Origin of the sequence: Erysipelatoclostridium sp. MSK.23.31 (assembly GCF_019125875.1) — a bacterium.
Classification (GTDB): Bacteria; Bacillota_I; Bacilli_A; order Erysipelotrichales; family Coprobacillaceae; genus Thomasclavelia; species Thomasclavelia ramosa.
The window spans coordinates 1-24848 of sequence record NZ_JAHOCB010000046.1 but is presented as its reverse complement, the minus strand read 5'-3'; the positions used below and the strand labels follow the sequence as shown (position 1 = coordinate 24848).

Here is a 24848-nt window from a genome sequence, read left to right as displayed (position 1 = left end):
TTAACTACAGGAGCTAATATCATGGGTGCTGTATCTCAAGCAATTGCAATCGTAGTATCTATCTTAGTATACGTACCATTCTTAATTGCTTATGAAAGATATCAAAACAAACAAGCTGCAGAAGCTGCAGAATAATTCAACAAACTTGTTTGATAATCGAAAGACGGGTTTCCCGTCTTTCTTTATTTAATAATATAGTAACTATAAGTTATCAATGATTGATAATTTATAATTGTTATAGTATTTAAGATACGTTATAATGATGAAGTTGAGGAAAAAGAGAGGTTATTATGAAAGAAAAAGAGTTTAAAATTAAATTGAATCCCGCAATACTATACTTTGAAATCTTTTATATGGTATATGTAGTTTATTTATTTATAATTGGACAAATGGTACCTGCGATAGTGTGTGCTATTTGTGGATTATTAATTATTGCATATTTTTCTTTATGGCGACCATATAAATATACAATTAATCGTAGAACATTGATAATTAATCGCCGTGTTGGTAAAGATAAAGAAATTAATATTATGACATGTGAAACAATTTGTGATCCTGTACCAAAGATGACAAAACTTATAACTAGTCCACGGGCATTAGAAATTTATGCTGAAAATAAAAAAAGATTTGTTGTAACACCAAAAGATAGAATGGGATTTATTGAAGCGATTGTAGCTGCTAATAAAAGAATTCATGTGCAATGTACTGAATATGCAGCTACTCATAGATCATATGAAAAGAAACGCAAAAGAGCTTTGAAAGAAGAAGCTAAAAAAGCAAATATGGATGCTGAATAAGCATCTTTTTCTTTTGTAAAAATGGAATATTACTTAGTTGTAATAAGTATCTTTAAGTAAACAGTTATAAATAATTTATCATTTTAATAAAGAATTAACAAAATGATAAAAAAATATCATATAGATATTGACACCTAAATAAAGTAACTGTATAATAACGGCATATAAACATATATTAAGTGTATGGTTATGTGTTGTTTAGAAACTAACAAGGGGGAACTTAGAATGGAAATGAATAAGTTATTAGAAGATTACGGATGCTTGGCATTTAGTGATGATGTAATGAAAGAACGGATTCCTAAATCTATTTACAAGGCATTCCATGAGTCTTTAGATAATGGTGAAGAATTATCTAAAGAATGCGCAACAGTAATTGCTAATGCAATGAAAATCTGGGCATTAGAAAATGGTGCAACACATTTTACCCATTGGTTTATGCCAATGACTGGTTTGACAGCTGAAAAACATGATGCTTTTTTGGAACCTGACGGTTGTAAAGCAGTATTAGAATTTAGTGGAAAAACATTAAGAAAAGGTGAACCTGATGCATCGTCTTTCCCGTCTGGAGGATTACGGGCAACATTTGAAGCGAGAGGCTATACTGCATGGGATTGTACATCACCGGCATTTGTTAAAGATGGATCTTTATATATTCCAACTTTGTTTTGTTCATATACTGGAGAAGCATTAGATAAAAAGACACCGTTGTTACGATCTTGTGATGCATTATCTAAAGCTGCATGTCGATTATTGCCTTTGCTTGGTGAAAAAGGAATTACTAAAGTTACTGCATCTGTTGGGGCTGAACAAGAATATTTCTTAGTTGATGATAAATATTACCAAGAAAGAATGGATTTAAAGTTAACTGGACGTACTCTATTTGGGGCAATGGCGCCGAAAGGACAAGAATTAGAAGATCATTACTTTGGTAGTCTTAAACGTAAAGTGTCTGCCTTTATGAAAGATTTAGATCATGAATTATGGAAATATGGAATTCCTTCAAAAACAAAACATAATGAAGTTGCACCGGCACAACATGAAGTAGCATGCGTATATTCAAAAGTAAATATTACTACTGATAATAACCATTTATTAATGCAAATTATGCAAGATATTGCTAAAAAGCATGGTTTACGCTGCTTATTACATGAAAAGCCATTTGCTGGGGTAAATGGTTCTGGTAAACATGATAACTGGTCAGTCATTACTAATACAGGTATTAATTTATTCAATCCAGGTGCTAATCCTGCTGAAAATAAACCATTTATTGCAACGCTTGCATGTACGATTAAAGCTGTTGATGATTATGCTGATTTATTACGGATGAGTATTGCCAGTGCTGGAAACGATCACCGTTTAGGAGCAAATGAAGCACCACCTGCAATTATTTCTATGTTCTTAGGGGAAGAGTTAGATGCTCTTTTAGCAGAAATTTGTGAAGGTAAGAAAACTAGCAAATCTGATGCGGCACGTTTTGCCACTGGAGTATCAGTAGTACCAACTTTCTCAAAAGACAATACAGACCGTAATCGTACATCACCATTTGCGTTTACTGGAAATAAGTTTGAATTTAGAGCAGTTGGTTCAAGCCAATCTGTTGCTGGACCAAATACTATTTTAAATGCAATTTTAGCTGACGCAATGGAAAAAATGGCTGATGAAATTGAATCAGGCAAATCATTTGATGATGTAGTTAAAGAATTTGTTTTAGCTCATAAACGAATTATTTTTAATGGCGATGGATATTCAGCAGAATGGGAAGAAGAAGCAGCAAAACGTGGACTTCCTAATAATAAAAATACTGTTGATGCTTTAAAATGTTTGAAAGAAGAAAAGAATTTAGAGATGTTAGATCGTTTAGGGGTTTATAGTAGAGTTGAATTAGGATCTCGTTATGAGATATTACTAGAAAACTATATTAAAACTATTCAGGTTGAGGGGTTAACAGCGTTAAAAATGGCCAAATCTCAAATTTATCCAGCAGTTTGTGATTATTTATCAAAAGTATCTTCTGAAGTGATTGCTGCTAAGGAAGCAGGTTTAGATGTTGATTTCTTAGTTGATGATGCTAATGCTTTAGCTAAATTAGTGAAGACAATGAAAGAACAAATGACAACTTTAGAAACTAATATTGCTGCAGCTCAAGCTTCTGAAGAAGAAATTTTTGAACAGGCAGTTGCATGGCGCGATGATGTTTTTGCAATGATGCAAGCATTGAGAGAAACAGTTGATCAGCTTGAAGAATCTATTGATGCTGAATATTGGCCAATGCCAACATATTTAGATTTATTATTTGGAATTTAATAATATTTCCTTTGGGATTTATATCTCAAAGGATTTTTTTATCTATATAATATATTTTAGTGCTACAAAGTTCAACAATGAGGATGGAGGCAATAATAATTATCAAGTTGGTAATTCTATTTATGCTGATGAGTTATTTGGAGCATGTTAGTGAATTATTATTTGAGGCTGTTCAAATGGTAATTATATGACAATGGAAATGATTTTAAAACACCCAGATTATTTTGCCATAGCTTTCCCAATTTGGTTTACTTATGCTAAAAACGATAGATCCTGCTAAAAATGCTATTTCAACGATCAAAAGATTAATTGCTACAGGTGATGATATTATTATATATAGATTGGTCTTAGTACCTAGTCTAGCAATTCTAGTTTCGATGAAAAGAAAACATTAATTAAAAGAATCTATGGAGTATATATATTCGATACTAAATAGCGTTTTATAAAATTAGTATTTATTGAATTAATAAATATTTGAATAGAATTTCTTGACTATTGTTTTAGACCATAGTGTTTAATAAAAGTGTAAAGGGGGGATAATAATGAAACGCGATGTTCTGAACAAAATTAGTCGAGTTATTAATTATGAGGAAAGTGAACGTGTTCGATTAAATGTGTATGTTGACCAGCTAGGTGATCAACAAGAGGAGTATCTTTTGATTGGGGAAGAATTAATCTTAAGACTTGATAATAAAATTAGAAAGATTACATTCGATGAAATCAAAGAGATTAACGTATCGATGTGTTCACGCTTATATAATCCAGGAATTGTGGAGTCTAATCTTGAAAAATTAATAATTAAAAGGTGGACTTATGGTAGTACCTTAGCAGTCGGACAACATCTTAATTATTATGTGGATCTAGATATCATTTTAGATGATGAAAAAATAATGATTGAGGCTTATAGTTTAAAAAATATTGTTTCTATCATAGAGATATTATCAAGTAAAGGAATTACAATTAATGATCCCTTAAAAATAAAAGACATTCTTACTAAAGGTTTGGATGATACAGCATTAGAAAAATACCTTGATAATCATTTTCCTAAGCTCGCTAAAGAATATAATCTTGATAACCCGCGAGGAATAATTATTCCTTAGTAATCTAAAAACCAGATAAAAATCTGGTTTTTTCTTTTCTTAACAAAAAAATTACTTTTTCTTTAGATAAAAAAAGCTAGCATGATAGTAGCTTTTTTTAATATTGCTTATACTAAAAATAAATAAAAAGAGAAAATAAAGTAGAAATACTACAGGAGAGAATATGCTAAGCAAAGTGAATTTTAGGATAAAAACAATATACAATATTTTACGTCCATCAGAAAAAAAGGTAGCTGATTATATATTAAATTATTGTGGAAAGCTAGAAGATTTATCAATGACGTTATTGGCCAAAGAAGTTGCTGTATCGCAGCCAACTGTAATGCGTTTTGTTAAAGCGATAGGCTATGACAGTTTCAAACAATTTAAATTAGAGTTAGCTAAAAATTATGATAAAGAAAATAGTATAGATATTTTATATGGTTTTTCAATAAACGCCGATGATAAAATTATGGATCTTCCAGGTAAAATTGTAGCTACAGCAACATCGATGCTGGAAAATGCATTAAAATCTCTTTCTTTAGTGAATTATCAAAAAACCGTAGCTTTAATTAATCAAAGTCAGCATATTTCAATATATGCTGTTGAGAATTCAATGGGTGTAGCTCATGATTTAATGACTAAATTAATATATTTAGGAAAGAGTGTTACTTGTCATAGTGATTACTATCTCCAAAGTATTGATGCAAGTAATCTGACAAGGGATAGTTTAGCGATTGGAATATCTTATTCAGGAAATTCTAAAAATACAGTCGAAGTCTTGAAGATTGCTAAAGATGCTGGAGCTCAAACGATTGCTATTGTTAATTTTGAAAATACCATGTTAACTCGATATGGTGATATTGTTTTATCAACAAGTAATGATCAGTTTTTGTATGGAGATGCAATTTTTTCACGAACTGCTCAAATTGCATTAGTCGATATGATCTATATGGGTGTGATTATCAGTGATTATGATAATTACACTAAAAAACTAGATCACTATAGTAGATTAATTAAACATCGTGGATATCAAAAAGAGGAGCTGTGAATGTAGTTTTTCTACATCTACCACCTCTTTTTATTAACGCTTTCTTAACCAAGTTTTAAAGAAAAAAGAATAGATAGAAATTTATTTAGTTAGCTATAATGCAGTTGTTCGAGGAGGAAAAAGAATGTTAAAACTAGAAAGGATCGTTAAGTCATTTGATGGTATAAATATTTTAAATAATCTTAGTTTGGAGATACCTAAGGGGCAAATTGTTTCAATTTTAGGACCTTCAGGAAGTGGGAAAACTACTTTATTAAATCTTATTTTAGGAATTAGTGAGGTTGATAGTGGACGAATTATTTTTGAAAATGAGGATTTAACTTATGTTCCAATGGAAAAAAGAGGCTTTAATATTGTCTTTCAAGATTATGCTTTGTTTCCTAATTTAAATGCCTATGAAAATATAACGTATGGTTTAAAGAACAAACCGGATATTTCAACTAAAGAAGAAGTAGATGAGCTGATACACTTGTTAGGATTGGAGAAGCATTTAGATAAAAAGATTGATCAATTATCAGGAGGACAAAAACAACGGGTTGCATTGGCTCGAACAATGGTAATGAAACCTAAGATTCTTCTTTTAGATGAACCGTTAAGCGCTTTGGATGGAGTAATCAAGGAATCTATTAAAGAGCGAATTAAGATTATTGCTAAGGAGTACAATTTAACTACTATTATTGTTACTCATGATCCAGAGGAAGCATTAACATTATCAGATCAAGTTTTGATTATTAATGAAGGAAAAATATCTCAGTTTGGTAAACCAGAGGAAATTATTAATCATCCAAGTTGTGATTTTGTTCAAGACTTCATTTTAAATCAGCTGGAAATAAAAAGAAGAAATATTATGACTTTGTTTAGTCCGGTGGTATAAAGAAATGAATAAAAATCGAGAAATCAAGTTTATTTATATAATTGTTATTGCTGTTTTTGGGATATTTCTGTTATTACCAATTGGGTCACTGTTAATACAATCTTTCTATAATAATGGAGGTTTAACGTTAAATAATTATTTACAAACTTATCAAACAACAGGATTTATGCATGCTTTAAAAAATAGTTTTGTTGTTTCTGGAGTGAGTGCTCTAGTAACAGTAATACTGGCATTTATTGTTGCTTACACTTTAAATTATACGAATATGTTTAAAGGGTTGAAAAGGATAATTAATAATGTTTCGATGCTGCCAATGTTGTTGCCGACCATTACTTATGGATTTGCAATTATCTATTCGTTTGGAAAACAAGGGTTGTGGACAAAGTTATTTGGTTTTCAATTATTTGATATATATGGTTTTAAGGGATTGATGTTAGGGTATGTTATATATACTTTTCCGATTGCTTTTATGTTAATTAATAACGCTATTAGTTACATTGATAAAAAATTTATTATTGTTTCCAAATTAATGAAAGATAGTGAATTTAGGACATTAATGATTACTTTGATTCGACCTTTATTAGGAACTTTGGTTGCAGCCTTTATTCAGTCATTCTTTCTAAGTTTTACAGATTTTGGGATTCCTGCATCGGTGGGTGGAAAGTATGATGTTGTTGCTAGTGTACTTTACAATAAGATGTTGGGAAGTATTCCAAATTTTGCAGGTGGGGCAGTTGTTGCAATGACAATGCTGATTCCTTCAATCATCAGTATTATTTTATTGCATCGGCTTGAAAAATATAATATTCGTTATAATAAAATCTCTACGATTGAAATCAAACAGAATCGTTTTCGTGATTGGTTTTGGGGGACACTGAGCATAACGATTAATGTAATTATTATTGCTGTCTTTATAGTAATTATAATTGTGCCGTTTGTTGGAGAGTGGCCATATCGAATTAGTTTTACTTTTCAAAATGTTATTAATGTTTTTAGTGATGCAACATTGCTAGGGGTAATAAAAAATTCATTAATCACTGCAATCTTTACAGCATTACTAGGAACACTTGTCGTATATGGAGCAGCGCTGGCTAGTGCCCGGAGCACTTTAAATAAATTTTTGAAAAAGATAATTGAAAGTATTGCTCTAGCTACTAATACTATTCCTGGTATGGTATTAGGGATAGCATACTTGTTAATGTTCTCTGGGACAGTGCTCCAAAATACTTATATCATCATTATTTTGTGTAATATCGTTCATTTCTTTTCATCGCCATATTTAATGATGAAAAACTCATTGACAAAGATGAATGGTTCATTTGAAACGACTGCGAAACTGATGGGTGATAGCTGGTTTAAAACGGTTATTAGAGTTATTACACCTAATGCAATTTCATCAATTTTAGAAGTATTTAGTTATTATTTTATTAATGCTATGGTCACTGTTAGTGCGGTTATCTTTATTGCTGGGGCGCGGACGATGGTGATGACGACAAAGATCAAAGAGTTACAGCATTTTGCTAAATTTAATGAAATCTTTGTTTTATCAATCTTGATTTTATTAATTAATTTATTAGCTAAAGGAGTATTTAGTTACTTTAGTAAGCAAAGAAGAGAAAGGAAAACATTAAAATGAAAAAGAAATTATTAAAGGGGTTAGTAGTTAGTTCGTTACTTTGTACTTCACTTTTAACTGGATGTTCTTCATCAAATGATCAGGTTGTTATTTATTCAAATGCCGATGATGAAGCTGTAACGGCAATGAAAAATGCATTAGATAAAAATGGTTATGAGGGACAGTATTTATTTCAGACTTTTGGAACTTCTGAATTAGGAGGTAAGTTATTGGCTGAAGGAACTAATATTGAGGCAGATCTAGTAACAATGAGCTCGTTTTATCTTGATAGTGCTCAAGAACAAAAAAAGATGTTTGTTGATTTAGATTTTGATACTCAAGCATTAGATGAATATCCATCTTATTACACACCGATTACTTCACAAGAAGGGGCTATTATTATTAATACTGAAGAATTAAAAGCAAATAGTCTTGAAACACCAACCTGTTTAAAAGATTTAGCTAAACCAGAATACAAAGATATGATCTCAGTTACGGATATAGCATCTTCATCAACAGCATGGTTATTAATTCAGGCATTAGTAAGTGAATATGGCGAAGATGGAGCAAAGGAAGTATTAAAAGGAATTTATGATAATGCCGGAGCACATATCGAAGATTCAGGATCAGGCCCAATTAAAAAAGTTCGAGCTGGAGAAGTAGCGATTGGCTTTGGTCTACGTCATCAGGCGGTACGTGATAAAGCTGATGGACTTCCAATCGATTTTGTTGACCCAACAGAGGGAAATTTTAGTTTGACTGAATCAGTTGCAGTCGTAAATAAAGATGGTAGTGAACATCAAAAATTAGCAATGAAGATGGCACAATGTATTATTGAAAGTGGACGTAAAGAGCTGTTAGAAACCTACCCTAATCCCCTTTACCAAGGAGAAACTAGTGATAGTGCAAATAAGTCAGCATATCCAAAAACTTTTAGTGAAAAATTGACTGCCGAATTATTAGAAAAACATCAAAAATTATCAGAAGAATGTAAGTAGGAGAAGAAAATGAAAGATTATAAATTATTAACACCAGGGCCGTTAACAACAACAGCAACAGTAAAGCAAGAAATGTTATTTGATCATTGTACATGGGATGATGACTATAAAAAAATTACTTTAAAAATTAGGGACCAATTATTAGAATTAGCTCATGTAAGAGCTGAGCAATATACTGTAGTACTGATGCAAGGAAGCGGGACTTTTGGAGTAGAGTCAGTAATTACAAGTGTAATTGGCGAAAATGAAAAACTGTTGATTGTCGCTAATGGTGCTTATGGAAAAAGAATGAAAGATATATGTGAGCACGCAAGAATTAATCATGAGATAATTGAGTTTGCTGAAAATGAAAATCCTAGTGCAGTAGCTGTTGCTGAAAAATTAGATGAAGAAAAAGAAATAACTCATGTTGCTATCGTTCATAGTGAGACAACATCTGGGATCTTAAATGATATTGAGAGTGTAGCAAAAGTAGTTAAAGAAAGAAATAAAGTATTTATCGTTGATGCTATGAGTAGTTTTGGTGGTGTTGATATTGAGGTAGGAAAATTAGGGATTGATTTTATTATAAGTAGCGCAAACAAGTGTATTCAAGGAGTTCCTGGTTTTTCATTTGTGATTGCTAATAAAAATTTATTACTGGCTAGTCGAGGTAAAGCAAGAAGTTTATCATTGGATTTATATGATCAATGGGAGACGATGGATAAAGATGGAAAATGGCGTTTTACTTCACCAACCCATGTCGTACTGGCATTTTCAAAAGCGTTAGATGAGATGTTGGAAGAAGGTGGAATAGCTGCTCGAAGTAAACGTTATTATGATAATAATCGTTTGCTAATTGAAAAAATGGCTGAAATGGGAATGAAAAGCTATGTTGATTTAGCTTATCAAGGACCAATTATTACTACTTTCTATTATCCTGAAGGAAAAGAATTTGCTTTTAGTGAGATGTATGATTATATAAAAGCACGTGGTTATGCAATTTATCCAGGAAAGTTAACTACTGCTCAAACATTCAGAATTGGTAATATTGGTGAAATTTATGAAGCAGATATATTAAATTTATGTTCAATTATTAAAGATTTTTTAGCGGAGGTAGCATAATGAGTAGAATTGAAGCAGTAATTTTCGATTGGGCAGGAACTACAGTTGATTATGGTTGTTTTGCTCCTGTTCAAGCATTTAAAGATGCTTTTAATAATTATGGATTAGAGCCAACTAATGACCAAATTAGAGAACCAATGGGGATGTTGAAGATTGATCATATTAAAACAATGTTAGAAATGCCAGTATTGAATGAAGCATTTAAGGCTAGATATGATCGTGAATTTAATGAACAGGATATACATAAAATTTATGATTTATTTGAGGCATCATTAATGACAGGTATTACAAAACATACAGATGTTAAGCCGTATGTTTTAGAAACTGTGGCAAAACTAAGAGAATTGGGAATTAAGATTGGCTCAACTACTGGATATACAGATATGATGATGGAGCCAGTATTAAAAAGTGCCAAGGAGCAGGGGTATCAACCTGATTGCTGGTACTCACCTGATGCTACTAATCACTTTGGACGCCCTTATCCTTATATGATTTTTAAAAATATGATTGAACTGCATATAAGCAGTGTAAAAAATGTAATCAAAGTTGGTGATACAATTTCTGATATTCAAGAAGGTGTTAATGCAGGGGTAATCGTAGTTGGTGTCATTGAGGGAAGTTCAACTTTGGGATTGAACGAAGAAGAATTTAATGCTTTAACACCTAAAGAACGGAATCGTGCAATTGAACGGGTTAAAGAAGCATATTTAGATGCTGGTGCTGATTATGTAATTAATAACTTAAGCGAGCTAATTGCACTCATACAAGAAGTAGAGTTATTTTAAAAGGGTAGATTACCCTTTTTCTATTTTTGAAAACGCTTAAAAAATAGGTTGACTAGATTATTGAAACCGCTATAATAATGCCTATACAAAAAAAGCGAGGTACTAATTAAAATGTTTAAGCGGGTAATAGTTTTGGTGTTTGGCGTTGTGGTCGTTGCATGTAGTTCAGCTCTAACCTTGAAAGCGGCCATTGGAGTAGGTGCATGGGATGCTTTGGCACAGACAGGGAGTTTAGTTACAGGGATAGAGGTAGGAACAATTGGTATGTTTTGTAATTTTTTATGTATCTTTGTTCAAGTGGCAATACTTAGAAGAAAATTTAAGCCGATCCAGCTATTACAAATTCCTGTTTGCATCTTATTAGGGCTAATTGTTAACTTCATGTTGTATGAAGTATACAGTAATTTTACGATTAATACATATTGGATGAATGTTGGATTATTAATTTTGGGATATATCGTCAGTGCTTTTGCAGTAGGAATGGTAATGGTTCTAGATATTGTTACATTTGCTTTGGAAGGAGCTTGTATGGCTGTTAGCGGAGTTACTGGAAAGAAATTCCATGTTTTACGGCAAGGGGTTGACGTAGTTTCAATTTTATTAGTAATTATAATTGTAATTATTACTGATGTGCCTTTAGCAGTACGAGAGGGAACTATTATTGGAATGTTTTTATTTGGTCCAATGATGGGGATTTTTATGAAATTGCAAAAACCAGTGTTTAAGAAATTTGGTTTAATTGATTATAATTAGTGATAGTAAACAGTATTATTTGTAATACTGTTTTTAATTAGAAATAATATACCTCATATGTAGTGCCCTCACAAAGTTGAACTTAGGAGAGCACTGCATTAACAGCAATTTAAATAAATTTTTGCAAATCTCCATATGATTTTTCTTCGAAAGCTTTTAATGTTTCCATGAGCTTAATAATATCTTTTTTAGCATGATTGTAATCAGCTATATTACGAATTGCATTGATGATTCCCATCGTACTTCCAATCATCATCATTTCTGCAATATGACTAGTTGATTTATCGGTCAGTGTTTGCATATTGATCATTAAGTAAGTACGAATTTTTTCAAAAGAACCAATTCCTCTTTCGTCATATCCATGACTATTTAACTTTTCTTTAGCATCTTTATGGATTTTACAATAGCCTTCATATTTTTCTTTTAAATATCTTTTAAAGTCTTTATCTTCAACGATTTTTTCTAATTGCTCAATCGTTTCAACTCCCATTTGCGAGTTTTGATAAATAAAGTTTAATAATTTTACATTATCATTCATTTTTTCACCCAATAATAGTGTGTGCAGCGAAATATTAAATATGCAAAAGCCTAAGTTTTTTTTTTATTTAGCATATATTAAAATATGGGAGAGGTGAACCATGTATATACCCAATCTTGATCCGTATAGTTTTACTGGAACTGCAGTGATCTTAGGATATCTATTGACAAATGATTTTACTACGAGTGAGCAGGCTGCTTTGGGAGCATGGTTTAATGTTGTAGGTGATATTTTAGCCTCAAACTCTTCTTGGTCAGCTGTCTTAGAAGAACGCTCAACGCCACCGAGTGATGATGACAACGATGATCGTCAAAATGATCTTGATGTACTTAATGATGCCATTGATAAGTTAAAAGAAAGTATTGAAAAACTGCAAAATGAAAAGAAGTCTAATGATTAATCAAAATAACTTAAGTAAAGTTATTTGATTAGTTTAGACTTCTTTTTTCTTTGCCATAAAAAGATGATCATAAGCATGATCAAGGCACCAGAAGTGTCAATTAGAACATCTTTAAATTGTCCACTGCGCCCTGGAATAAACAATTGATGAAATTCATCACTACAAGCATAAATAAATGTGACTAATAATGATAATGATAAAGTATGCTTAGATATAACGTTACTTAGTGCATAATAAAGTAAGAGTAATAAGATTGCATATTCACTCATATGAGCGGCTTTTCTAATTATAAAAGTTAATGTATCACGATCAATATTAATAACTTTTAAAATTATTTCAGCAATAAAATTACTTTGATTTGAAGAGTCATTACCATTAGTGTGTGACATTATAAAAATAAAGATCATCCAAATTAGGGCAGGAATAAAATATTTTAATTTTTTCATAATTGTTATTATAGAAGAGAAATGTCGTCTTTACAAATACTTTATTGCAAAAATAAAAAATATTTGCAATTGTATACAATTAGCGTATAATCTTAGTGTATATATCGGATGATAATGGCGAAAGAGATTCTAATTGAACACCGAAGAATTAAAGATTTCAGGTAAAAGGATCGCTATTGGACGAACCTCTGGAGAGACTTATTAAATTAAGCACCGAAGGAGCAAACCTATTTATAGGTGAAACTCTCAGGTAAAAGGACAGTGGGATGAATAGTTTTTTTCATTATTAATTCCGACTTAATTATTTTAAGAAGGAGTTTTTTTATGCAATTTATTACAAATTTACTTACAAAAATTGATGAGCTTGTATGGGGCTTACCGCTTATTTGTCTATTGTTGGGAACTGGAATTTATTTCACATGCAAGCTAAAACTGTTGCAATTAACGAAATTGAAATTAGCGTTTTCATGTATTTTTAAAAAACAGGATAATGATGAAGGTGATGTATCAAGTTTTCAGGCTCTTTGTACAGCACTATCTTCTACGATCGGGACAGGAAATATTGTTGGAGTAGCTACCGCGATTGCGGCCGGAGGACCAGGAGCATTATTTTGGATGTGGGTATCAGCTTTTTTTGGAATGGCTACAAAATATGCTGAAGGCTTATTAGCAATTCGTTACCGTATCAAAGATGAAAATAATCAAATGGCAGGGGGACCAATGTATTATTTAGAACGGGGTTTAGGAAGTAAATGGTTAGCTAAGATTTTTGCTTTTTTTGGAGTTGCTGTGGCGTTATTGGGAATTGGAACATTTACTCAAGTTAAATCAATTTCTGATGCAATGGAGTTATCGTTTAATGTTCCACCAATTGTTACAGCGGTTTTATTAACGATCACTGTAGGTTTTATTACAATTGGCGGGATTAAAAGAATTGCGAATGTAGCAGAAAAAGTAATTCCTATGATGTGTATTCTTTACATCGGTGGTGTTGTGATTATTTTAATTACTCATTTTAACTTAATCCCGCAGACAGTTGTATTAGTGGTTCATAGTGCATTTAATCCTCAAGCAGCTCTTGGTGGTGGTATAGGTATTACTATGACAATGGCAATGCAAAAAGGAATTAGTAGAGGAATTTTTTCAAATGAAAGTGGTCTTGGAAGTGCACCAATTGCCGCTGCTGCAGCAAAAACTGATTCATGTGTAGAACAAGGATTGGTATCAATGACTGGAACGTTTATTGATACAGTTGTTATTTGTACCATGACAGGAATTGCAATTTTACTTACTAATAGCCATACTAGTGGTTTAGAAGGTGCCGCAATGACTACACAAGCATTTAGTAATGGTTTATTTATTCCTATGATTGGGAAGTATATTGTTAATATTGGATTAATTTTCTTTGCATTTACTACTATAATTGGTTGGAATTATTATGGTGAGAGATGTATGTATTATTTAAAAGGTTTAAAAGCGATTCCATATTATAAATTTATTTATATTGTCTTTATTGCAATTGGTCCTTTTATGTCATTAGAATTTATTTTTATTCTCGCAGATATTGTTAATGGTTGTATGGCTATCCCTAATTTAATTGGTTTAATTGGATTAAGAAAAGAGGTCATAGTACAAACTCAAGCATATTTTACTGATGAAGAGGTTATAAATCAAGATGAATTAGTATATGATTAAAGGGGCTGTAACGGATTAAATGATATGCTTCCTTCTAGGTAGACAAGTGAAATAATAAAAAATTGTCACTTAGAAGGGGGGATGTCAAAGATTAAAATTTTTATTCGTTACAGTCCTTTTTTGATTTAAGTGTTTTTGCCAAGAAATAAGTTTAAGATAAAATATGCTATTTAAATAATATAATATTTGTATAAATAGACTGTTGCACTTATGTTGATCATTAATATTCTGTATCAGTAAGACTTGTTCCAGCACAAATTTTTAGAAATTGTTTTTCTTCATAATTGGCAATAGCATTCGAAATTTTTTCTTTCTCGTATAAGGTTGTTCTAGAATCTATTATTACTATAGTATTATTTTGAAAGAAATTGTATGATTTTAATAAATATTCAATTCCTCGAGTAATGATTATTATTCTATTTTTTTCAGCGTTCAGATATTCTAAATTATAACTGTTTAAAAGTAACGGAGTTATATTAATTCGATTGCGGGAAAAATTTTTTTCAAGAAAAAGATTTATCATTTCTATCTCGGACATTAAATCAGATAACAATATGATTGTTACAGGTGGAACAAGTTGTCTTAATATAAATTCAATTTGTGTTGTTAAATAGAATATACTTCTTTTATCTGTTGGATATAATATATTATTTGCCTTTTTCCATGAATTTATGATACCTGATACGTCATTATTGGTGATGTAAGTTGTAGTAGGTGTAGTATCTATATATAGACGCTGATTTGGAATTAGGCATTGTAATTGAAAAAGATGATCCTTAAAAAAATAGATTAAAATTGTTTTGAAAATGTGAGATTGTTCTAGAAATTTACCATATTTATGACTAAGACGAATATATAAATCATAAAATTTTTGATTGGAAAGAAATATTTTATAAATGTGCTCTTTACGTTCCTCTGTCCACTGGTTGGCAAAAAGAAAGTTATTAGTACAAAAATAAACTAAATACATATAATCATAGTCTTTTTTTGAAAAATCTATGTTAAGCTGATTCCCAATTACATTATGTAAATATTTTTTCAAATCATTGTATATAAAAATCTCTTTAAATTTTTCAAGCTCCTTTGGTATAGATAAATTGTCATTGTGGTCTTTTCTTTTCCACAAAAGTGACATTAGACATTCAAAATAATCATATTCATTTGTAGCGTTATTAAGAAATTCAAAAGTAATTGACTGGTTAGTAGATATAATAAATTCTTTAATAAGTTTTATTGAATATTCATCAATATCGCAACAATCTATACCGCATTTGTAGTATAAAAGAGCAATCAAAAATCGAATTCTGTATTCTTCCCCTATAACTTTATTTTTTTTAATATCCAAACCGATACTGCGGATATATTTAATACATTTTTGTCGTATTCGATATGCACTGGATTTTGCAAGATAGTTATCTTCCGCAAATACCAAAAAAGAATGGTTTGATTCATTGGTTATCATAAACTTGATACAATGCAATACATTAGAGCTTTGGTATATAGCATGGAGTAAATCAGAAAATGTAATATCTTCGTATACAATTAATTTAAGTTCCAATGAATTTGTTATATTTATTTCTGCAATTCCATTGAAATCAAAATTCAACTCGTTAATTATTGAAATTATACTGGTACTGCTAAATGTAAGTATATACTTACATTCTTTTACAGAAGTGACTCTCTTTAAATATAAGATGGAAAAAAGATATAATTTCTTTTTTGTAGTGTTTTCTAAAAAATAGTCAAGCATAATTCACCACCTACAACAGAACTTAAGCTATTTATAGTTTTTACAACTATATAATATGATAATTATGTGATTAAATTGTTCCCAAATTTTATTGATATAGGATATATTTTTGGGAAAAAATATTATTAAAAATTTAATATGATATTAAAAAGGTATTTACTTGTATATTGTATTGAAATTTTGGAGAGTTATTTTGGTTTATTTGATTGATGTATTTTTTAATTCAGTATTTATATTTAAAATGTTTGTGAATAAAGCTTGAGGGGATAGGTTATTATGCATAGAGATATTTTTAAAGATGTTGTTGATTTAGTATGTTGTAATTATATTTCAGATTTAAGATTTTTAGTAAAAGAAGTGTATCAAAAGATACATAAAATAAATTTTAAAGAATATGATATATGTGAATTGCAAAAATTTTTTTCATATGTTTTTAATATAGAAATATCTAATTATGAAGATATAGAAAAGTTCTTGAATAATTAGCAAATATATTATTTTAGGAAAATTACGAAAACAAGAATATACTACAAAATTTATCTTGCTACGATAAAAAATAGATACAATATTATTAATGTAATAGAACAAAATATCGTATAATTATTTTTTGATTAATATTAACGTAAGGCATAAAAAAGTGATATAGTTTTTGTTTTATATCTCTTTTGACGGGAAAATAATGAAAAAGATAGTAACTAAAGAGAGCATTGATACTGAAGTTAGTAGTTTTAAAATAATAGATTATAAATGTGAAAACGGATGTACTTACTTTTATGTTGCATGTCCCACTTGTGCAAAAAAGTTAATAGATTGATAGCTATAGAGCCAAGTAAAGAAGGAGATATACTTATAGAAGTAGCCGTAACTAGTGAGTAGTTTTTTTACTATTTTAGAATGTTACAGCTCTTTTTAGTTTTGTGAAAAAATTATGCCTTTTTTATAAAATAGATATGCTATGATTTTTATATAGTTTATTTTAAATAGAAAGATAAAAGGATTAAGTATTTTATCTAAGATACTAATTATATATATATTGTTTTACTTTGTAATTGGAGCAGTTCTAATTAGAGCTGTGCCAAATGATTTATATATATGATTAATAGTCACAGGTATAACTTTTATAGGAGTGATTTTAATTTCAAAAGAATACTTTAAAAATAATTTTGTGAATCATTCTATGTTGGTTATGGAAAAACAGTTTAAAAATGACAATTATTTAATTTTATCTTGTAATGATCTATAGTTTTTTAACTTAAATGAATTAATAATAACTGCACTAATATACAATAACGAGTTAATTGGAAACTTATATGCCAATAACTATTTTTATCATATATAAAAATAACAATATTTTAACAAATTAAAAAACTATGATAATATCAATGTTTTTTTACGACAAGGTAAACTGAAAATAATTAGTGATAAAAAATATCTTGCTTAATAAAAAAATATCATCTATACTTCCAATATAATCATAAATAAAGGGGGAAGAAATATGATTGATTCTGGAGATACAGGATTTATGATAATCTGTACAGCATTGGTGTTATTGATGACACCAGGATTAGCTTTTTTCTATGGCGGAATGGTTAGAAGAAAAAATGTGGTTAATACGATGATGACTTCAATTTTTGTAATTGGAATAGCAATGGTTATGTGGATATTATTTGGATATTCCTTGGCGTTTGGAAATGATCATCTAGGAATAATTGGGGATCTAAGCTTTTTGGGCTTGAGTAATGTAGGAACGACGCCAGGTAATTATGCCAGTACGATTCCGGATTTAGGCTTTGCAGCATTTCAAATGATGTTTGCAATTATTACACCAGCTTTAATTACTGGCGCTGTAGCGGGAAGAATGAAGTTTAAAGCGTTGTTTATTTTTATAATTGTCTGGTCAACAATCGTCTATTATCCTATGGCTCACATGGTCTGGGGATTAGGGGGATTCTTGGCTGAAATTGGTTCAGTAGATTTTGCTGGTGGAAATGTTGTTCATATTAGTTCTGGAGTAAGCGCGCTAGTATTGTGTATTATCTTGGGTAAACGTAAGGATTATGATCATGCGAAATATCGTATTCATAATATTCCGTTTGTTGTACTAGGTGCAAGCCTTCTATTATTTGGGTGGTTTGGTTTTAATGCCGGAAGTTCTTTAAAAGCTGACGGATTAGCAATACACGCTTTTATGACAACTGCTGTTGCTGCTGCTTCAGGAATGTTATCATGGATGTTGATGGATGTTTGGAAAATTAATAAACCAACTTTAGTGGGAAGTGTAACCGGCCTAGTTGTCGGGCTTGTAGCAATTACTCCTGGTGCAGGATTTGTTCCGATTTGGTCTGCAGTTATTATTGGTTTTGTTGGTAGCCCAATTTGCTATTTTATGATTTCTAAAGCAAAACAATATTTTGGATATGATGATGCTCTAGATGCATTTGGATGTCATGGAATAGGTGGTATCTGGGGTGGTATTGCAACGGGGCTTTTTGCTCAAACTTCAATCAATGATGTAGCTAGATGGAATGGGTTATTCTTCGGAGATACAAACTTATTAATTGCACAAATTATTAGCATTTTACTAACAATAGTAGTTGCTGTGATAGGTACTTTAATTTGTATAGGAGTTGTACGGCTATTTACACCATTACGAGTTGATAAACGTGATGAACAGATGGGGTTAGATATGTCTGAACATAATGAGACAGCATACCCATCATTTAATGGATTAGAGTAAGGAGGAGTGATTTGTGATTAAAATAGAAGCATTTGTTCGTGAAGATAAGTTTGAGGATGTTAAAGAAGCTTTAGCTAAAATTGAAGTTCATGGGATTACAGTTTATCAAGTTATGGGGTGTGGAATTCAAAAAGGCTATCGTGAAGTAATTAGAGGTAATGAAGTAGAAATAAATATGTTACCAAAAATTAAATTTGAAATTATAGTAAGTGATGAAGTTTGGGAAAAGAAGACAATCAAGGCAATTCAAACCGCAGCATTTACGGGGAATCCTGGAGATGGCAAAATAATTAGTTATGATCTAAAAAGTGCTTTGCGAATTAGAACCGGTGAAACCGATAAAGATGCAATAAATTAAAATTACTGGATGTTATTCCAGTAATTTTTTATGTAAAAATCAAACATTTAAATATTTAACTTTATGATCTTTGTATACCGTAATTGTTGAATTTGCAGTATTTAAAGCAATATCACCAATTCGTTCAATACTAGAAATAATATCAATGATGATAGAAGCAGCGATATTATCTTCACAAATACCGTCACGCATTCGGACTAGATGATTTTGACGACACTCAATTTCTAAAGCATTTAAAGTATGTTCTTTTTTGTTTAAAGAAGAAAGAAGTTTATTTGCATTATCGTGTTCATAAATATCTAGAGCATCTTGGACCATTTCTAAAGCTAATTTATACATTTTATTTAAATCATCGATTGCTTCGTTAGAAAATTTACCTTTTTCATCGTAAACAAGTTTGTAATAGTTAGCTAAATTACTAACAATGTCACCAATTCGTTCAAGATTTTTGATAATTTGATAATTTTTAAAGTATTCATTAGTTTGCTTTTTTGCTAATGTGGGCTGTTGAGCAATTTTTAGCAAGTATTTGGATAAACGAGAATCATATTTATCTATTAGTGCTTCAATTTCGATAATTTCATCATAATCTTCACTATTTTTAGAGATTAAATAAGTATAAGATAATTTAATATTGGCTATAACATTTCGTCCCATTCGGAGTGTATTCTTTTTAGCAACTGCTAATGCTCCGACAGGAAGTTTGTCAATTAAAGTATCATCTAGCTCATCGATATTTTCAATGAGCGTATCATGATGATCATTCCCAGGAATTAACTTTTCTAATAAAATAACACAATAGCGAACAAAAGGAATAACTAAAATAGTTGAAGCTATATTAAAAATGAAGTGTGCTTGAGCAATATACATTTCTTGACTGCCGTTTAGCAGCAAATTGACCCAATTAGTTAAATTAACGAATGGTTTTAAAACGAGCATTCCTATTATTGCACCTGCTAGATTATAAACAACATGAAACCAGGCAGCTCGTTTAGTTGAAATAGATCCGCCTAAAGCGGCAATAACCGCAGTAATACAAGTACCAATGTTGGCCCCAAAAATAAATGCAGCACCAGCAGCAGGAGTGATTGAACCAGTTGTAAAAAGTTTTTGGACTACACCGATAACAGCAGTAGATGATTGCATGATGCCTGTTGCTATAGTTCCACCTAGAAGTGCCCACCATGGTTTTTTTCCTAACGTTGTCATGATACTTGTAAACCAAGGTTCTTTAGCAAAGGCTATCATTTGATCACTCATTATTTGTAGACCAACAAAAATTAGTCCAAAGCCCAGAACAACTTTGCCGATGTATCCAATCGTCTTTTTTTTAGCTAAAAACATGATTACAACCCCAATAAAGACAAGATAGTAAGCAAATTGTTCCACATTCAAGCCTATCATTATTGAAGTCACACAAGTCCCAATATTCGCTCCAATCGTGATTCCTATAGCCTGTTCCAACTTCATTAATCCGGCCCGAACCAGACTGATTGAAATAACTGTAACAGCAGAACTAGAATGGAGGATTGCAGAAATTAAAGTACCCACTAAAATTGAGGTAAAAAGATTACTTGTATATTTTTCAATATACTCACGGATATGATATCCTGCAATACTTTTGAGGCCATCGCTCATAAGATTGATTCCATAAATAAAGATAGATAGGCCTCCAATAATAAACCCAATGATCGTAATTAGTGATTCATCCATAATTATCCCAGCTTTCAAATATATCTCTTTACTTTATCTTAACATATTTATTAGTAAATATAATCAGAATAAAATTAATTAATAGCATACTTTTATCTAAACAATATTTTATGATAAAATAGGCAGGAAAGAGGTGGTTTTATGTTAGCGAGATTATATGTAATTATTGAAAGTGAAGATATAAAAGATTATCAAATGATTAAAGATTTGTTGTTACAAATAAATCCTAATTTTTCAATTTCACCGAGTCGTGAGTATGCTGGAAAAAAAGATTGTAGTGAGTTTTTTGTAACAGCTAATTTAGATGTTACAGAGGTACCGCTGTTATTAGAACGATTAAATAATGATTGGGATGGAGAAATAGATGATTGCAGCTGTTATGGCTTTAATACTAGAATGTTTCATGATCTAGTTTATTATTTAGAATTTGCTTTGTTTGAGTAAGTGTGATTTTAGATCACACTTATTTATTCTTAGAAAATGAGAAAATTCTTATTTAATTATTATTGTTCTTTAAGCAACAATCGGGCAAAATAGGTTATGATATAGATGAAAGGAAGATGGGAATGGAAAAGCTGATTATTTATAAAAAACAAATTATAACAACTACAATAATAATCGTCATTAGTGTTATTTGTTTTGGTGTCTATATATTACATACAACTTTAAATAACATTAATTATTCTAAAAGTGAAGCACATGTTGTAGCATTGAAACAATTTCCAGGAACTATCGTATCTTCACAAATTGAATATGAGCATATGCAAATATTTTACCATCTTGAAATAGAGAATCAGCAGCAAGAACTGATTGAGATAAATATTAGTGCAAAAAGTGGAAAGATAATTGGATTTGAATATAAGGAGTGATGAAGATGGCAATACTGATAATTGAAGATGAAAAAAATATGTCAGATCTATTAAAGCTAGAATTAACCCATGCAGGTTATTGTTGTGATCAAGCTTATGATGGTGAAGTTGGGTTAAAAAAAGCTTTAGAGCAAGAATATGAATTAATCTTATTAGATTTAATGTTACCGCGAATTAATGGAATCGAAGTATGTCGACGCTTGCGAGAGATTAAACAAACGCCAGTAATTATGCTTACAGCTCGTGATGAGGTGATGGATAAGGTCAATGGTTTACAAGTTGGAGCAGATGATTATTTAGCAAAGCCGTTTGCAATGGAAGAATTATTAGCGAGGATAAATGCACTATTGAGAAGAATGAACTTTCAAAAAGCACTTCTTGAATATAGTTATGGAGAAGTTAAAATTGATCCAAGTAAGCACAAGGTCTTTTTCAAAGATAATGAAGTAAATTTAACAACGACTGAGTTTGATTTATTATCATTATTAGTTCAAAATGGCGGTGATGTTGTTAGTCGCAATAAGATTTTAGATCAGGTTTGGGGTTATGATGAAGATGTATCAACAAATGTCGTTGAAGTATATATCCGTTATTTACGTAATAAAATTCCCGGAATTAAAATTGAAACAGTACGTGGAGTAGGATACCGTTTATCATGAAAATTAAATCACTACGACATCAATTAGTTAGTACTACTTCAATTATTATTATGACGGTGATCGTAGTATTTAGCTTGATTTTATTACTTTATATGGGTTATTATTTATTGATTATTGGACGAATCTATGCAATGGATGAAGATTTGATAACCCCCATAGCTAGTATTGTTGCTGTAATCTTTTTGATTTTAATTATTGTTGCATTGATTACCAGTATTGCCTGTGGTTTCATGATTAGTAAACGTTTTTTACAAACTGTTGATCAATTTACAAAGAGTATTAAACAAATTAAAAATGAGGGCTTAAGTCACCGGCTTGTTATTGAGGGAAATGATGAATTAGCTTTATTAGGCAAGGAATTTAATGAAACAATCGATCAAGCGGAAAGATCATTATTACAACAAAATCAATTTGTAAGTGATGCATCACATGAATTAAAAACGCCATTGGCAATTATAAAAGGAAATTTAGATATGTTGGAGCGGTGGGGAAAAGATGATCCTGCTATTCTTAGCAATTCACTTAATGTCACTAGTAATGAAGTTGAGCGATTAATCCAATTGTGTAATGAACTTCTTCATTTAACCCGAGAAATGGATATTCATTGTGAAGAACCAACTGATCTTAATTTAGTAGTTGATGAAGTAATTACAAATTTTAAAGAAGTTCACCCAGAATTTGAATTTATTATTAAAATAACTGTAACTTCAAAGATATGGATGCGCATAGAACATTTAAAACAACTTTTAATTATTTTAATTGATAATGCAATTAAATATTCAAGAGAAGAAGAAAAGAAAATTGAATTATTATATGTTGACCAAAAATTAATGGTTAAAGATCACGGGATTGGGATAGAAGCAGATAAATTAGACTATATATTTAATCGCTTTTATCGGGCTGATGAGTCACGGGCTCAAAATAATAACAATTTTGGACTAGGTTTAGCAATTGCTAAAAGAATTTGCAGCTATTATGACTATGCAATTACGGTTGAAAGTATAGTTGATCAATATACAATTTTTACAATTGATTTTGAAAGGAGATAATATTTATGAAGAAAATAATTTTATTTGTATTAATTACAATAGCTTTAGTTGGATGTACTGAAAAAGTTAGTGCCCTAACATTGGAAGAAGCACAAGAAATTGCTTTAAAAGAAGTAGAAGGAAAAATCCTTAAGGCTAAAGAAGATAAAGATGATGGGGTAACTTACTATGATTTTACTATTATAACTGATACAGAAAAGTATGAAATAGAAGTAGACGCAAATAGTGGAAAGGTATTAAAACGGGAAAAAGATGATGATTATATAGGTACGACAACCAATCCAGTTGATGGAACAGTTACTCCGATTACTCCTGTTAATACGGCTGTTTCTTTAGAGGAAGCTCAAAAAATCGCTTTTGATCGTGTTGGTGGTGGTTACTTAATAAAAACAGAGTTAGATTATGATGACGATGATGGAATTAAAAAATATGAGATAGAGATTAAAAATGGTAATAAGGAATATGAATTAGAAATTAATGCAGATACTGGTGAAATTATTAAATATGAAGAAGATGTAGAATAAAAGAATTGGTTACAGCCGATTCTTTTATTATTATATAGGAATAATAATTTTAGTATTAAAAACATGATGTCTTCATTAAATAAAAGTTATTTTTCTTGCTTTTTATCTCATTATTCAGATATAGATAAAGAGGGATTGTTTTTTTATTGCTGTATTATCAGCATTAAATATATCTATCCGAATCCTATTTTAAAGGAATGATTGAATTCATTAACAAGTGGGAATATTATTTTATTTGATAAAAAAATTAAGCTATTCGCTAGAAAAGTGGAAATGATTAGTTGCTTTTTCAAAGTTTTGCCTTAATAGAAAATAAAATAATGGAATATGATTTAAAATTAGCTTTAGAATATGAAAAAGGAAATGAGAAGGAAAAATAAAAATGGCTTTATATAAACAAACACTACAAGGATATAAGGATATTAAATGTTCAGAGGAAGAAATCTTGGTGGGTGAGCAGGCTTAGGCAGTTGATCAGAATAATAGATAAATTGTGATTGAAGCGTTAAAATAATTGCAACAAGAAGGTGAAACAATAATTAATTAGTTAGTTATGACCCGGTATTTGAAAAGATTGTAGATTAGCAAATTTACTTAAATTAAATAGAAAACATGTTGTTATAATACTATATTTATTAGCAAAAAAGCCTTCTATAGATTTCTATAGAAGACTTTTTAAGATTAAATTAATCTGATAAATCATCACCATTAGTGGCAATAACTTTTTTGTACCAATAGAATGAATCTTTA

General features: G+C 30.4%; 25 protein-coding genes and 2 riboswitches. Of the genes, 21 read left to right on the top strand and 4 right to left on the bottom strand.

All coding sequences use genetic code 11. The features are described 5' to 3' along the window. Window positions 1–290: 290 nt before the first annotated feature. The 11 genes from KSU54_RS15760 (at window position 291) to KSU54_RS15710 (ending at window position 11360) form a co-directional block, all read left to right on the top strand. The gene (locus tag KSU54_RS15760) at window positions 291–797 is read left to right on the top strand and encodes a PH domain-containing protein (RefSeq protein WP_003539273.1); all 507 of its coding nucleotides are present in this window, start codon (window positions 291–293) and stop codon (window positions 795–797) included. A 225-nt stretch (window positions 798–1022) separates the two neighbouring features. Beyond that, window positions 1023–3101, top strand: coding sequence for a glutamine synthetase III family protein (locus tag KSU54_RS15755; protein ID WP_117792704.1), 2079 nt, complete (start codon window positions 1023–1025; stop codon window positions 3099–3101). Window positions 3102–3355: 254 nt separating this feature from the next. Beyond that, the gene (locus KSU54_RS15750) at window positions 3356–3496 is read left to right on the top strand and encodes a hypothetical protein (RefSeq protein WP_153801656.1); all 141 of its coding nucleotides are present in this window, start codon (window positions 3356–3358) and stop codon (window positions 3494–3496) included. Between the two features lie 147 nt (window positions 3497–3643). After that, complete coding sequence (locus tag KSU54_RS15745; protein ID WP_054322786.1) at window positions 3644–4201, top strand: hypothetical protein; 558 nt, start codon at window positions 3644–3646, stop codon at window positions 4199–4201. A gap of 163 nt (window positions 4202–4364) precedes the next feature. Further along, window positions 4365–5231: a MurR/RpiR family transcriptional regulator gene (locus tag KSU54_RS15740; RefSeq protein WP_117792702.1), complete on the top strand. Its 867-nt coding sequence runs from the start codon at window positions 4365–4367 to the stop codon at window positions 5229–5231. Window positions 5232–5355: 124 nt separating this feature from the next. Beyond that, entirely contained in the window at window positions 5356–6105 is a 750-nt protein-coding gene (locus tag KSU54_RS15735) for an ABC transporter ATP-binding protein (RefSeq protein WP_003539266.1), read from the top strand. 4 nt (window positions 6106–6109) lie between these two features. Continuing rightward, a complete protein-coding gene (locus KSU54_RS15730) occupies window positions 6110–7741 on the top strand; it encodes an ABC transporter permease subunit (RefSeq protein WP_008792348.1) in 1632 nt (543 codons plus the stop codon). After that, window positions 7738–8718, top strand: a complete 981-nt coding sequence (locus KSU54_RS15725) for an extracellular solute-binding protein (protein ID WP_117792700.1) — start codon at window positions 7738–7740, stop codon at window positions 8716–8718. The genes KSU54_RS15730 and KSU54_RS15725 overlap by 4 nt, the downstream gene beginning before the upstream one ends. 9 nt (window positions 8719–8727) lie before the next feature. Beyond that, a complete protein-coding gene (locus KSU54_RS15720) occupies window positions 8728–9822 on the top strand; it encodes a 2-aminoethylphosphonate--pyruvate transaminase (protein WP_003539263.1) in 1095 nt (364 codons plus the stop codon). After that, window positions 9822–10607, top strand: a complete 786-nt coding sequence (phnX, locus tag KSU54_RS15715) for a phosphonoacetaldehyde hydrolase (protein ID WP_009008577.1) — start codon at window positions 9822–9824, stop codon at window positions 10605–10607. The genes KSU54_RS15720 and phnX overlap by 1 nt, the downstream gene beginning before the upstream one ends. A 111-nt stretch (window positions 10608–10718) precedes the next feature. Then, entirely contained in the window at window positions 10719–11360 is a 642-nt protein-coding gene (locus KSU54_RS15710; RefSeq protein WP_003539259.1) for a YczE/YyaS/YitT family protein, read from the top strand. Window positions 11361–11469: 109 nt separating this feature from the next. Here the strand turns inward: KSU54_RS15710 and KSU54_RS15705 are convergent, their stop codons facing one another. Then, window positions 11470–11898: a hypothetical protein gene (locus KSU54_RS15705; protein ID WP_009008578.1), complete on the bottom strand. Its 429-nt coding sequence runs from the start codon at window positions 11896–11898 to the stop codon at window positions 11470–11472. 100 nt (window positions 11899–11998) lie between these two features. Here KSU54_RS15705 and KSU54_RS15700 point away from each other — a divergent pair, with 100 nt between their 5' ends. Next, a complete protein-coding gene (locus KSU54_RS15700; RefSeq protein WP_008792344.1) occupies window positions 11999–12298 on the top strand; it encodes a hypothetical protein in 300 nt (99 codons plus the stop codon). A 20-nt stretch (window positions 12299–12318) separates the two neighbouring features. Here the strand turns inward: KSU54_RS15700 and KSU54_RS15695 are convergent, their stop codons facing one another. Further along, on the bottom strand, window positions 12319–12744 hold the full coding sequence (locus KSU54_RS15695; RefSeq protein WP_003539253.1) for a VanZ family protein: 426 nt from the start codon (window positions 12742–12744) through the stop codon (window positions 12319–12321). A 108-nt stretch (window positions 12745–12852) separates the two neighbouring features. Beyond that, window positions 12853–12927: riboswitch (glycine riboswitch) on the top strand. A gap of 2 nt (window positions 12928–12929) precedes the next feature. After that, a riboswitch (glycine riboswitch) is annotated at window positions 12930–13009 on the top strand. 59 nt (window positions 13010–13068) lie between these two features. Here KSU54_RS15695 and KSU54_RS15690 point away from each other — a divergent pair. After that, on the top strand, window positions 13069–14439 hold the full coding sequence (locus KSU54_RS15690; protein WP_003539250.1) for an alanine/glycine:cation symporter family protein: 1371 nt from the start codon (window positions 13069–13071) through the stop codon (window positions 14437–14439). A gap of 220 nt (window positions 14440–14659) precedes the next feature. Here the strand turns inward: KSU54_RS15690 and KSU54_RS15685 are convergent, their stop codons facing one another. Then, complete coding sequence (locus KSU54_RS15685; protein WP_008792343.1) at window positions 14660–16189, bottom strand: helix-turn-helix domain-containing protein; 1530 nt, start codon at window positions 16187–16189, stop codon at window positions 14660–14662. Between the two features lie 276 nt (window positions 16190–16465). On the opposite strand from KSU54_RS15685, the gene KSU54_RS15680 reads away from it, so the two are divergent. The 3 genes from KSU54_RS15680 (at window position 16466) to KSU54_RS15670 (ending at window position 19284) form a co-directional block, all read left to right on the top strand. Beyond that, window positions 16466–16675: a hypothetical protein gene (locus tag KSU54_RS15680; protein ID WP_003539247.1), complete on the top strand. Its 210-nt coding sequence runs from the start codon at window positions 16466–16468 to the stop codon at window positions 16673–16675. A gap of 1009 nt (window positions 16676–17684) precedes the next feature. After that, complete coding sequence (locus KSU54_RS15675) at window positions 17685–18926, top strand: ammonium transporter (RefSeq protein WP_003539242.1); 1242 nt, start codon at window positions 17685–17687, stop codon at window positions 18924–18926. 13 nt (window positions 18927–18939) lie between these two features. Next, window positions 18940–19284, top strand: coding sequence for a P-II family nitrogen regulator (locus KSU54_RS15670; protein WP_003539240.1), 345 nt, complete (start codon window positions 18940–18942; stop codon window positions 19282–19284). A gap of 39 nt (window positions 19285–19323) precedes the next feature. Here the strand turns inward: KSU54_RS15670 and KSU54_RS15665 are convergent, their stop codons facing one another. Beyond that, the gene (locus KSU54_RS15665; protein WP_008792342.1) at window positions 19324–20997 is read right to left on the bottom strand and encodes a Na/Pi cotransporter family protein; all 1674 of its coding nucleotides are present in this window, start codon (window positions 20995–20997) and stop codon (window positions 19324–19326) included. A 141-nt stretch (window positions 20998–21138) separates the two neighbouring features. Between KSU54_RS15665 and KSU54_RS15660 the strand changes: the two genes are divergently transcribed. From KSU54_RS15660 to KSU54_RS15640, 5 genes are all read left to right on the top strand, one after another. Then, window positions 21139–21441, top strand: a complete 303-nt coding sequence (locus KSU54_RS15660; protein WP_022008210.1) for a hypothetical protein — start codon at window positions 21139–21141, stop codon at window positions 21439–21441. A 122-nt stretch (window positions 21442–21563) separates the two neighbouring features. Further along, on the top strand, window positions 21564–21866 hold the full coding sequence (locus KSU54_RS15655) for a PepSY domain-containing protein (RefSeq protein ID WP_008792341.1): 303 nt from the start codon (window positions 21564–21566) through the stop codon (window positions 21864–21866). 5 nt (window positions 21867–21871) lie between these two features. Beyond that, on the top strand, window positions 21872–22525 hold the full coding sequence (locus KSU54_RS15650) for a response regulator transcription factor (RefSeq protein WP_008792340.1): 654 nt from the start codon (window positions 21872–21874) through the stop codon (window positions 22523–22525). Beyond that, complete coding sequence (locus tag KSU54_RS15645; protein WP_008792339.1) at window positions 22522–23574, top strand: sensor histidine kinase; 1053 nt, start codon at window positions 22522–22524, stop codon at window positions 23572–23574. The genes KSU54_RS15650 and KSU54_RS15645 overlap by 4 nt, the downstream gene beginning before the upstream one ends. A gap of 5 nt (window positions 23575–23579) precedes the next feature. After that, window positions 23580–24098, top strand: coding sequence for a PepSY domain-containing protein (locus KSU54_RS15640; RefSeq protein ID WP_003539220.1), 519 nt, complete (start codon window positions 23580–23582; stop codon window positions 24096–24098). Window positions 24099–24848 lie beyond the last annotated feature (750 nt).

Coding starts and splice junctions, on each gene's coding strand:
- KSU54_RS15760 (WP_003539273.1), top strand. CDS start 291: ATGAAAGAAAAAGAGTTTAAAATTAAATTGAATCCCGCAATACTATAC.
- KSU54_RS15755 (WP_117792704.1), top strand. CDS start 1,023: ATGGAAATGAATAAGTTATTAGAAGATTACGGATGCTTGGCATTTAGT.
- KSU54_RS15750 (WP_153801656.1), top strand. CDS start 3,356: ATGCTAAAAACGATAGATCCTGCTAAAAATGCTATTTCAACGATCAAA.
- KSU54_RS15745 (WP_054322786.1), top strand. CDS start 3,644: ATGAAACGCGATGTTCTGAACAAAATTAGTCGAGTTATTAATTATGAG.
- KSU54_RS15740 (WP_117792702.1), top strand. CDS start 4,365: ATGCTAAGCAAAGTGAATTTTAGGATAAAAACAATATACAATATTTTA.
- KSU54_RS15735 (WP_003539266.1), top strand. CDS start 5,356: ATGTTAAAACTAGAAAGGATCGTTAAGTCATTTGATGGTATAAATATT.
- KSU54_RS15730 (WP_008792348.1), top strand. CDS start 6,110: ATGAATAAAAATCGAGAAATCAAGTTTATTTATATAATTGTTATTGCT.
- KSU54_RS15725 (WP_117792700.1), top strand. CDS start 7,738: ATGAAAAAGAAATTATTAAAGGGGTTAGTAGTTAGTTCGTTACTTTGT.
- KSU54_RS15720 (WP_003539263.1), top strand. CDS start 8,728: ATGAAAGATTATAAATTATTAACACCAGGGCCGTTAACAACAACAGCA.
- phnX (WP_009008577.1), top strand. CDS start 9,822: ATGAGTAGAATTGAAGCAGTAATTTTCGATTGGGCAGGAACTACAGTT.
- KSU54_RS15710 (WP_003539259.1), top strand. CDS start 10,719: ATGTTTAAGCGGGTAATAGTTTTGGTGTTTGGCGTTGTGGTCGTTGCA.
- KSU54_RS15705 (WP_009008578.1), bottom strand. CDS start 11,898: ATGAATGATAATGTAAAATTATTAAACTTTATTTATCAAAACTCGCAA.
- KSU54_RS15700 (WP_008792344.1), top strand. CDS start 11,999: ATGTATATACCCAATCTTGATCCGTATAGTTTTACTGGAACTGCAGTG.
- KSU54_RS15695 (WP_003539253.1), bottom strand. CDS start 12,744: ATGAAAAAATTAAAATATTTTATTCCTGCCCTAATTTGGATGATCTTT.
- KSU54_RS15690 (WP_003539250.1), top strand. CDS start 13,069: ATGCAATTTATTACAAATTTACTTACAAAAATTGATGAGCTTGTATGG.
- KSU54_RS15685 (WP_008792343.1), bottom strand. CDS start 16,189: ATGCTTGACTATTTTTTAGAAAACACTACAAAAAAGAAATTATATCTT.
- KSU54_RS15680 (WP_003539247.1), top strand. CDS start 16,466: ATGCATAGAGATATTTTTAAAGATGTTGTTGATTTAGTATGTTGTAAT.
- KSU54_RS15675 (WP_003539242.1), top strand. CDS start 17,685: ATGATTGATTCTGGAGATACAGGATTTATGATAATCTGTACAGCATTG.
- KSU54_RS15665 (WP_008792342.1), bottom strand. CDS start 20,997: ATGGATGAATCACTAATTACGATCATTGGGTTTATTATTGGAGGCCTA.
- KSU54_RS15660 (WP_022008210.1), top strand. CDS start 21,139: ATGTTAGCGAGATTATATGTAATTATTGAAAGTGAAGATATAAAAGAT.
- KSU54_RS15655 (WP_008792341.1), top strand. CDS start 21,564: ATGGAAAAGCTGATTATTTATAAAAAACAAATTATAACAACTACAATA.
- KSU54_RS15650 (WP_008792340.1), top strand. CDS start 21,872: ATGGCAATACTGATAATTGAAGATGAAAAAAATATGTCAGATCTATTA.
- KSU54_RS15645 (WP_008792339.1), top strand. CDS start 22,522: ATGAAAATTAAATCACTACGACATCAATTAGTTAGTACTACTTCAATT.
- KSU54_RS15640 (WP_003539220.1), top strand. CDS start 23,580: ATGAAGAAAATAATTTTATTTGTATTAATTACAATAGCTTTAGTTGGA.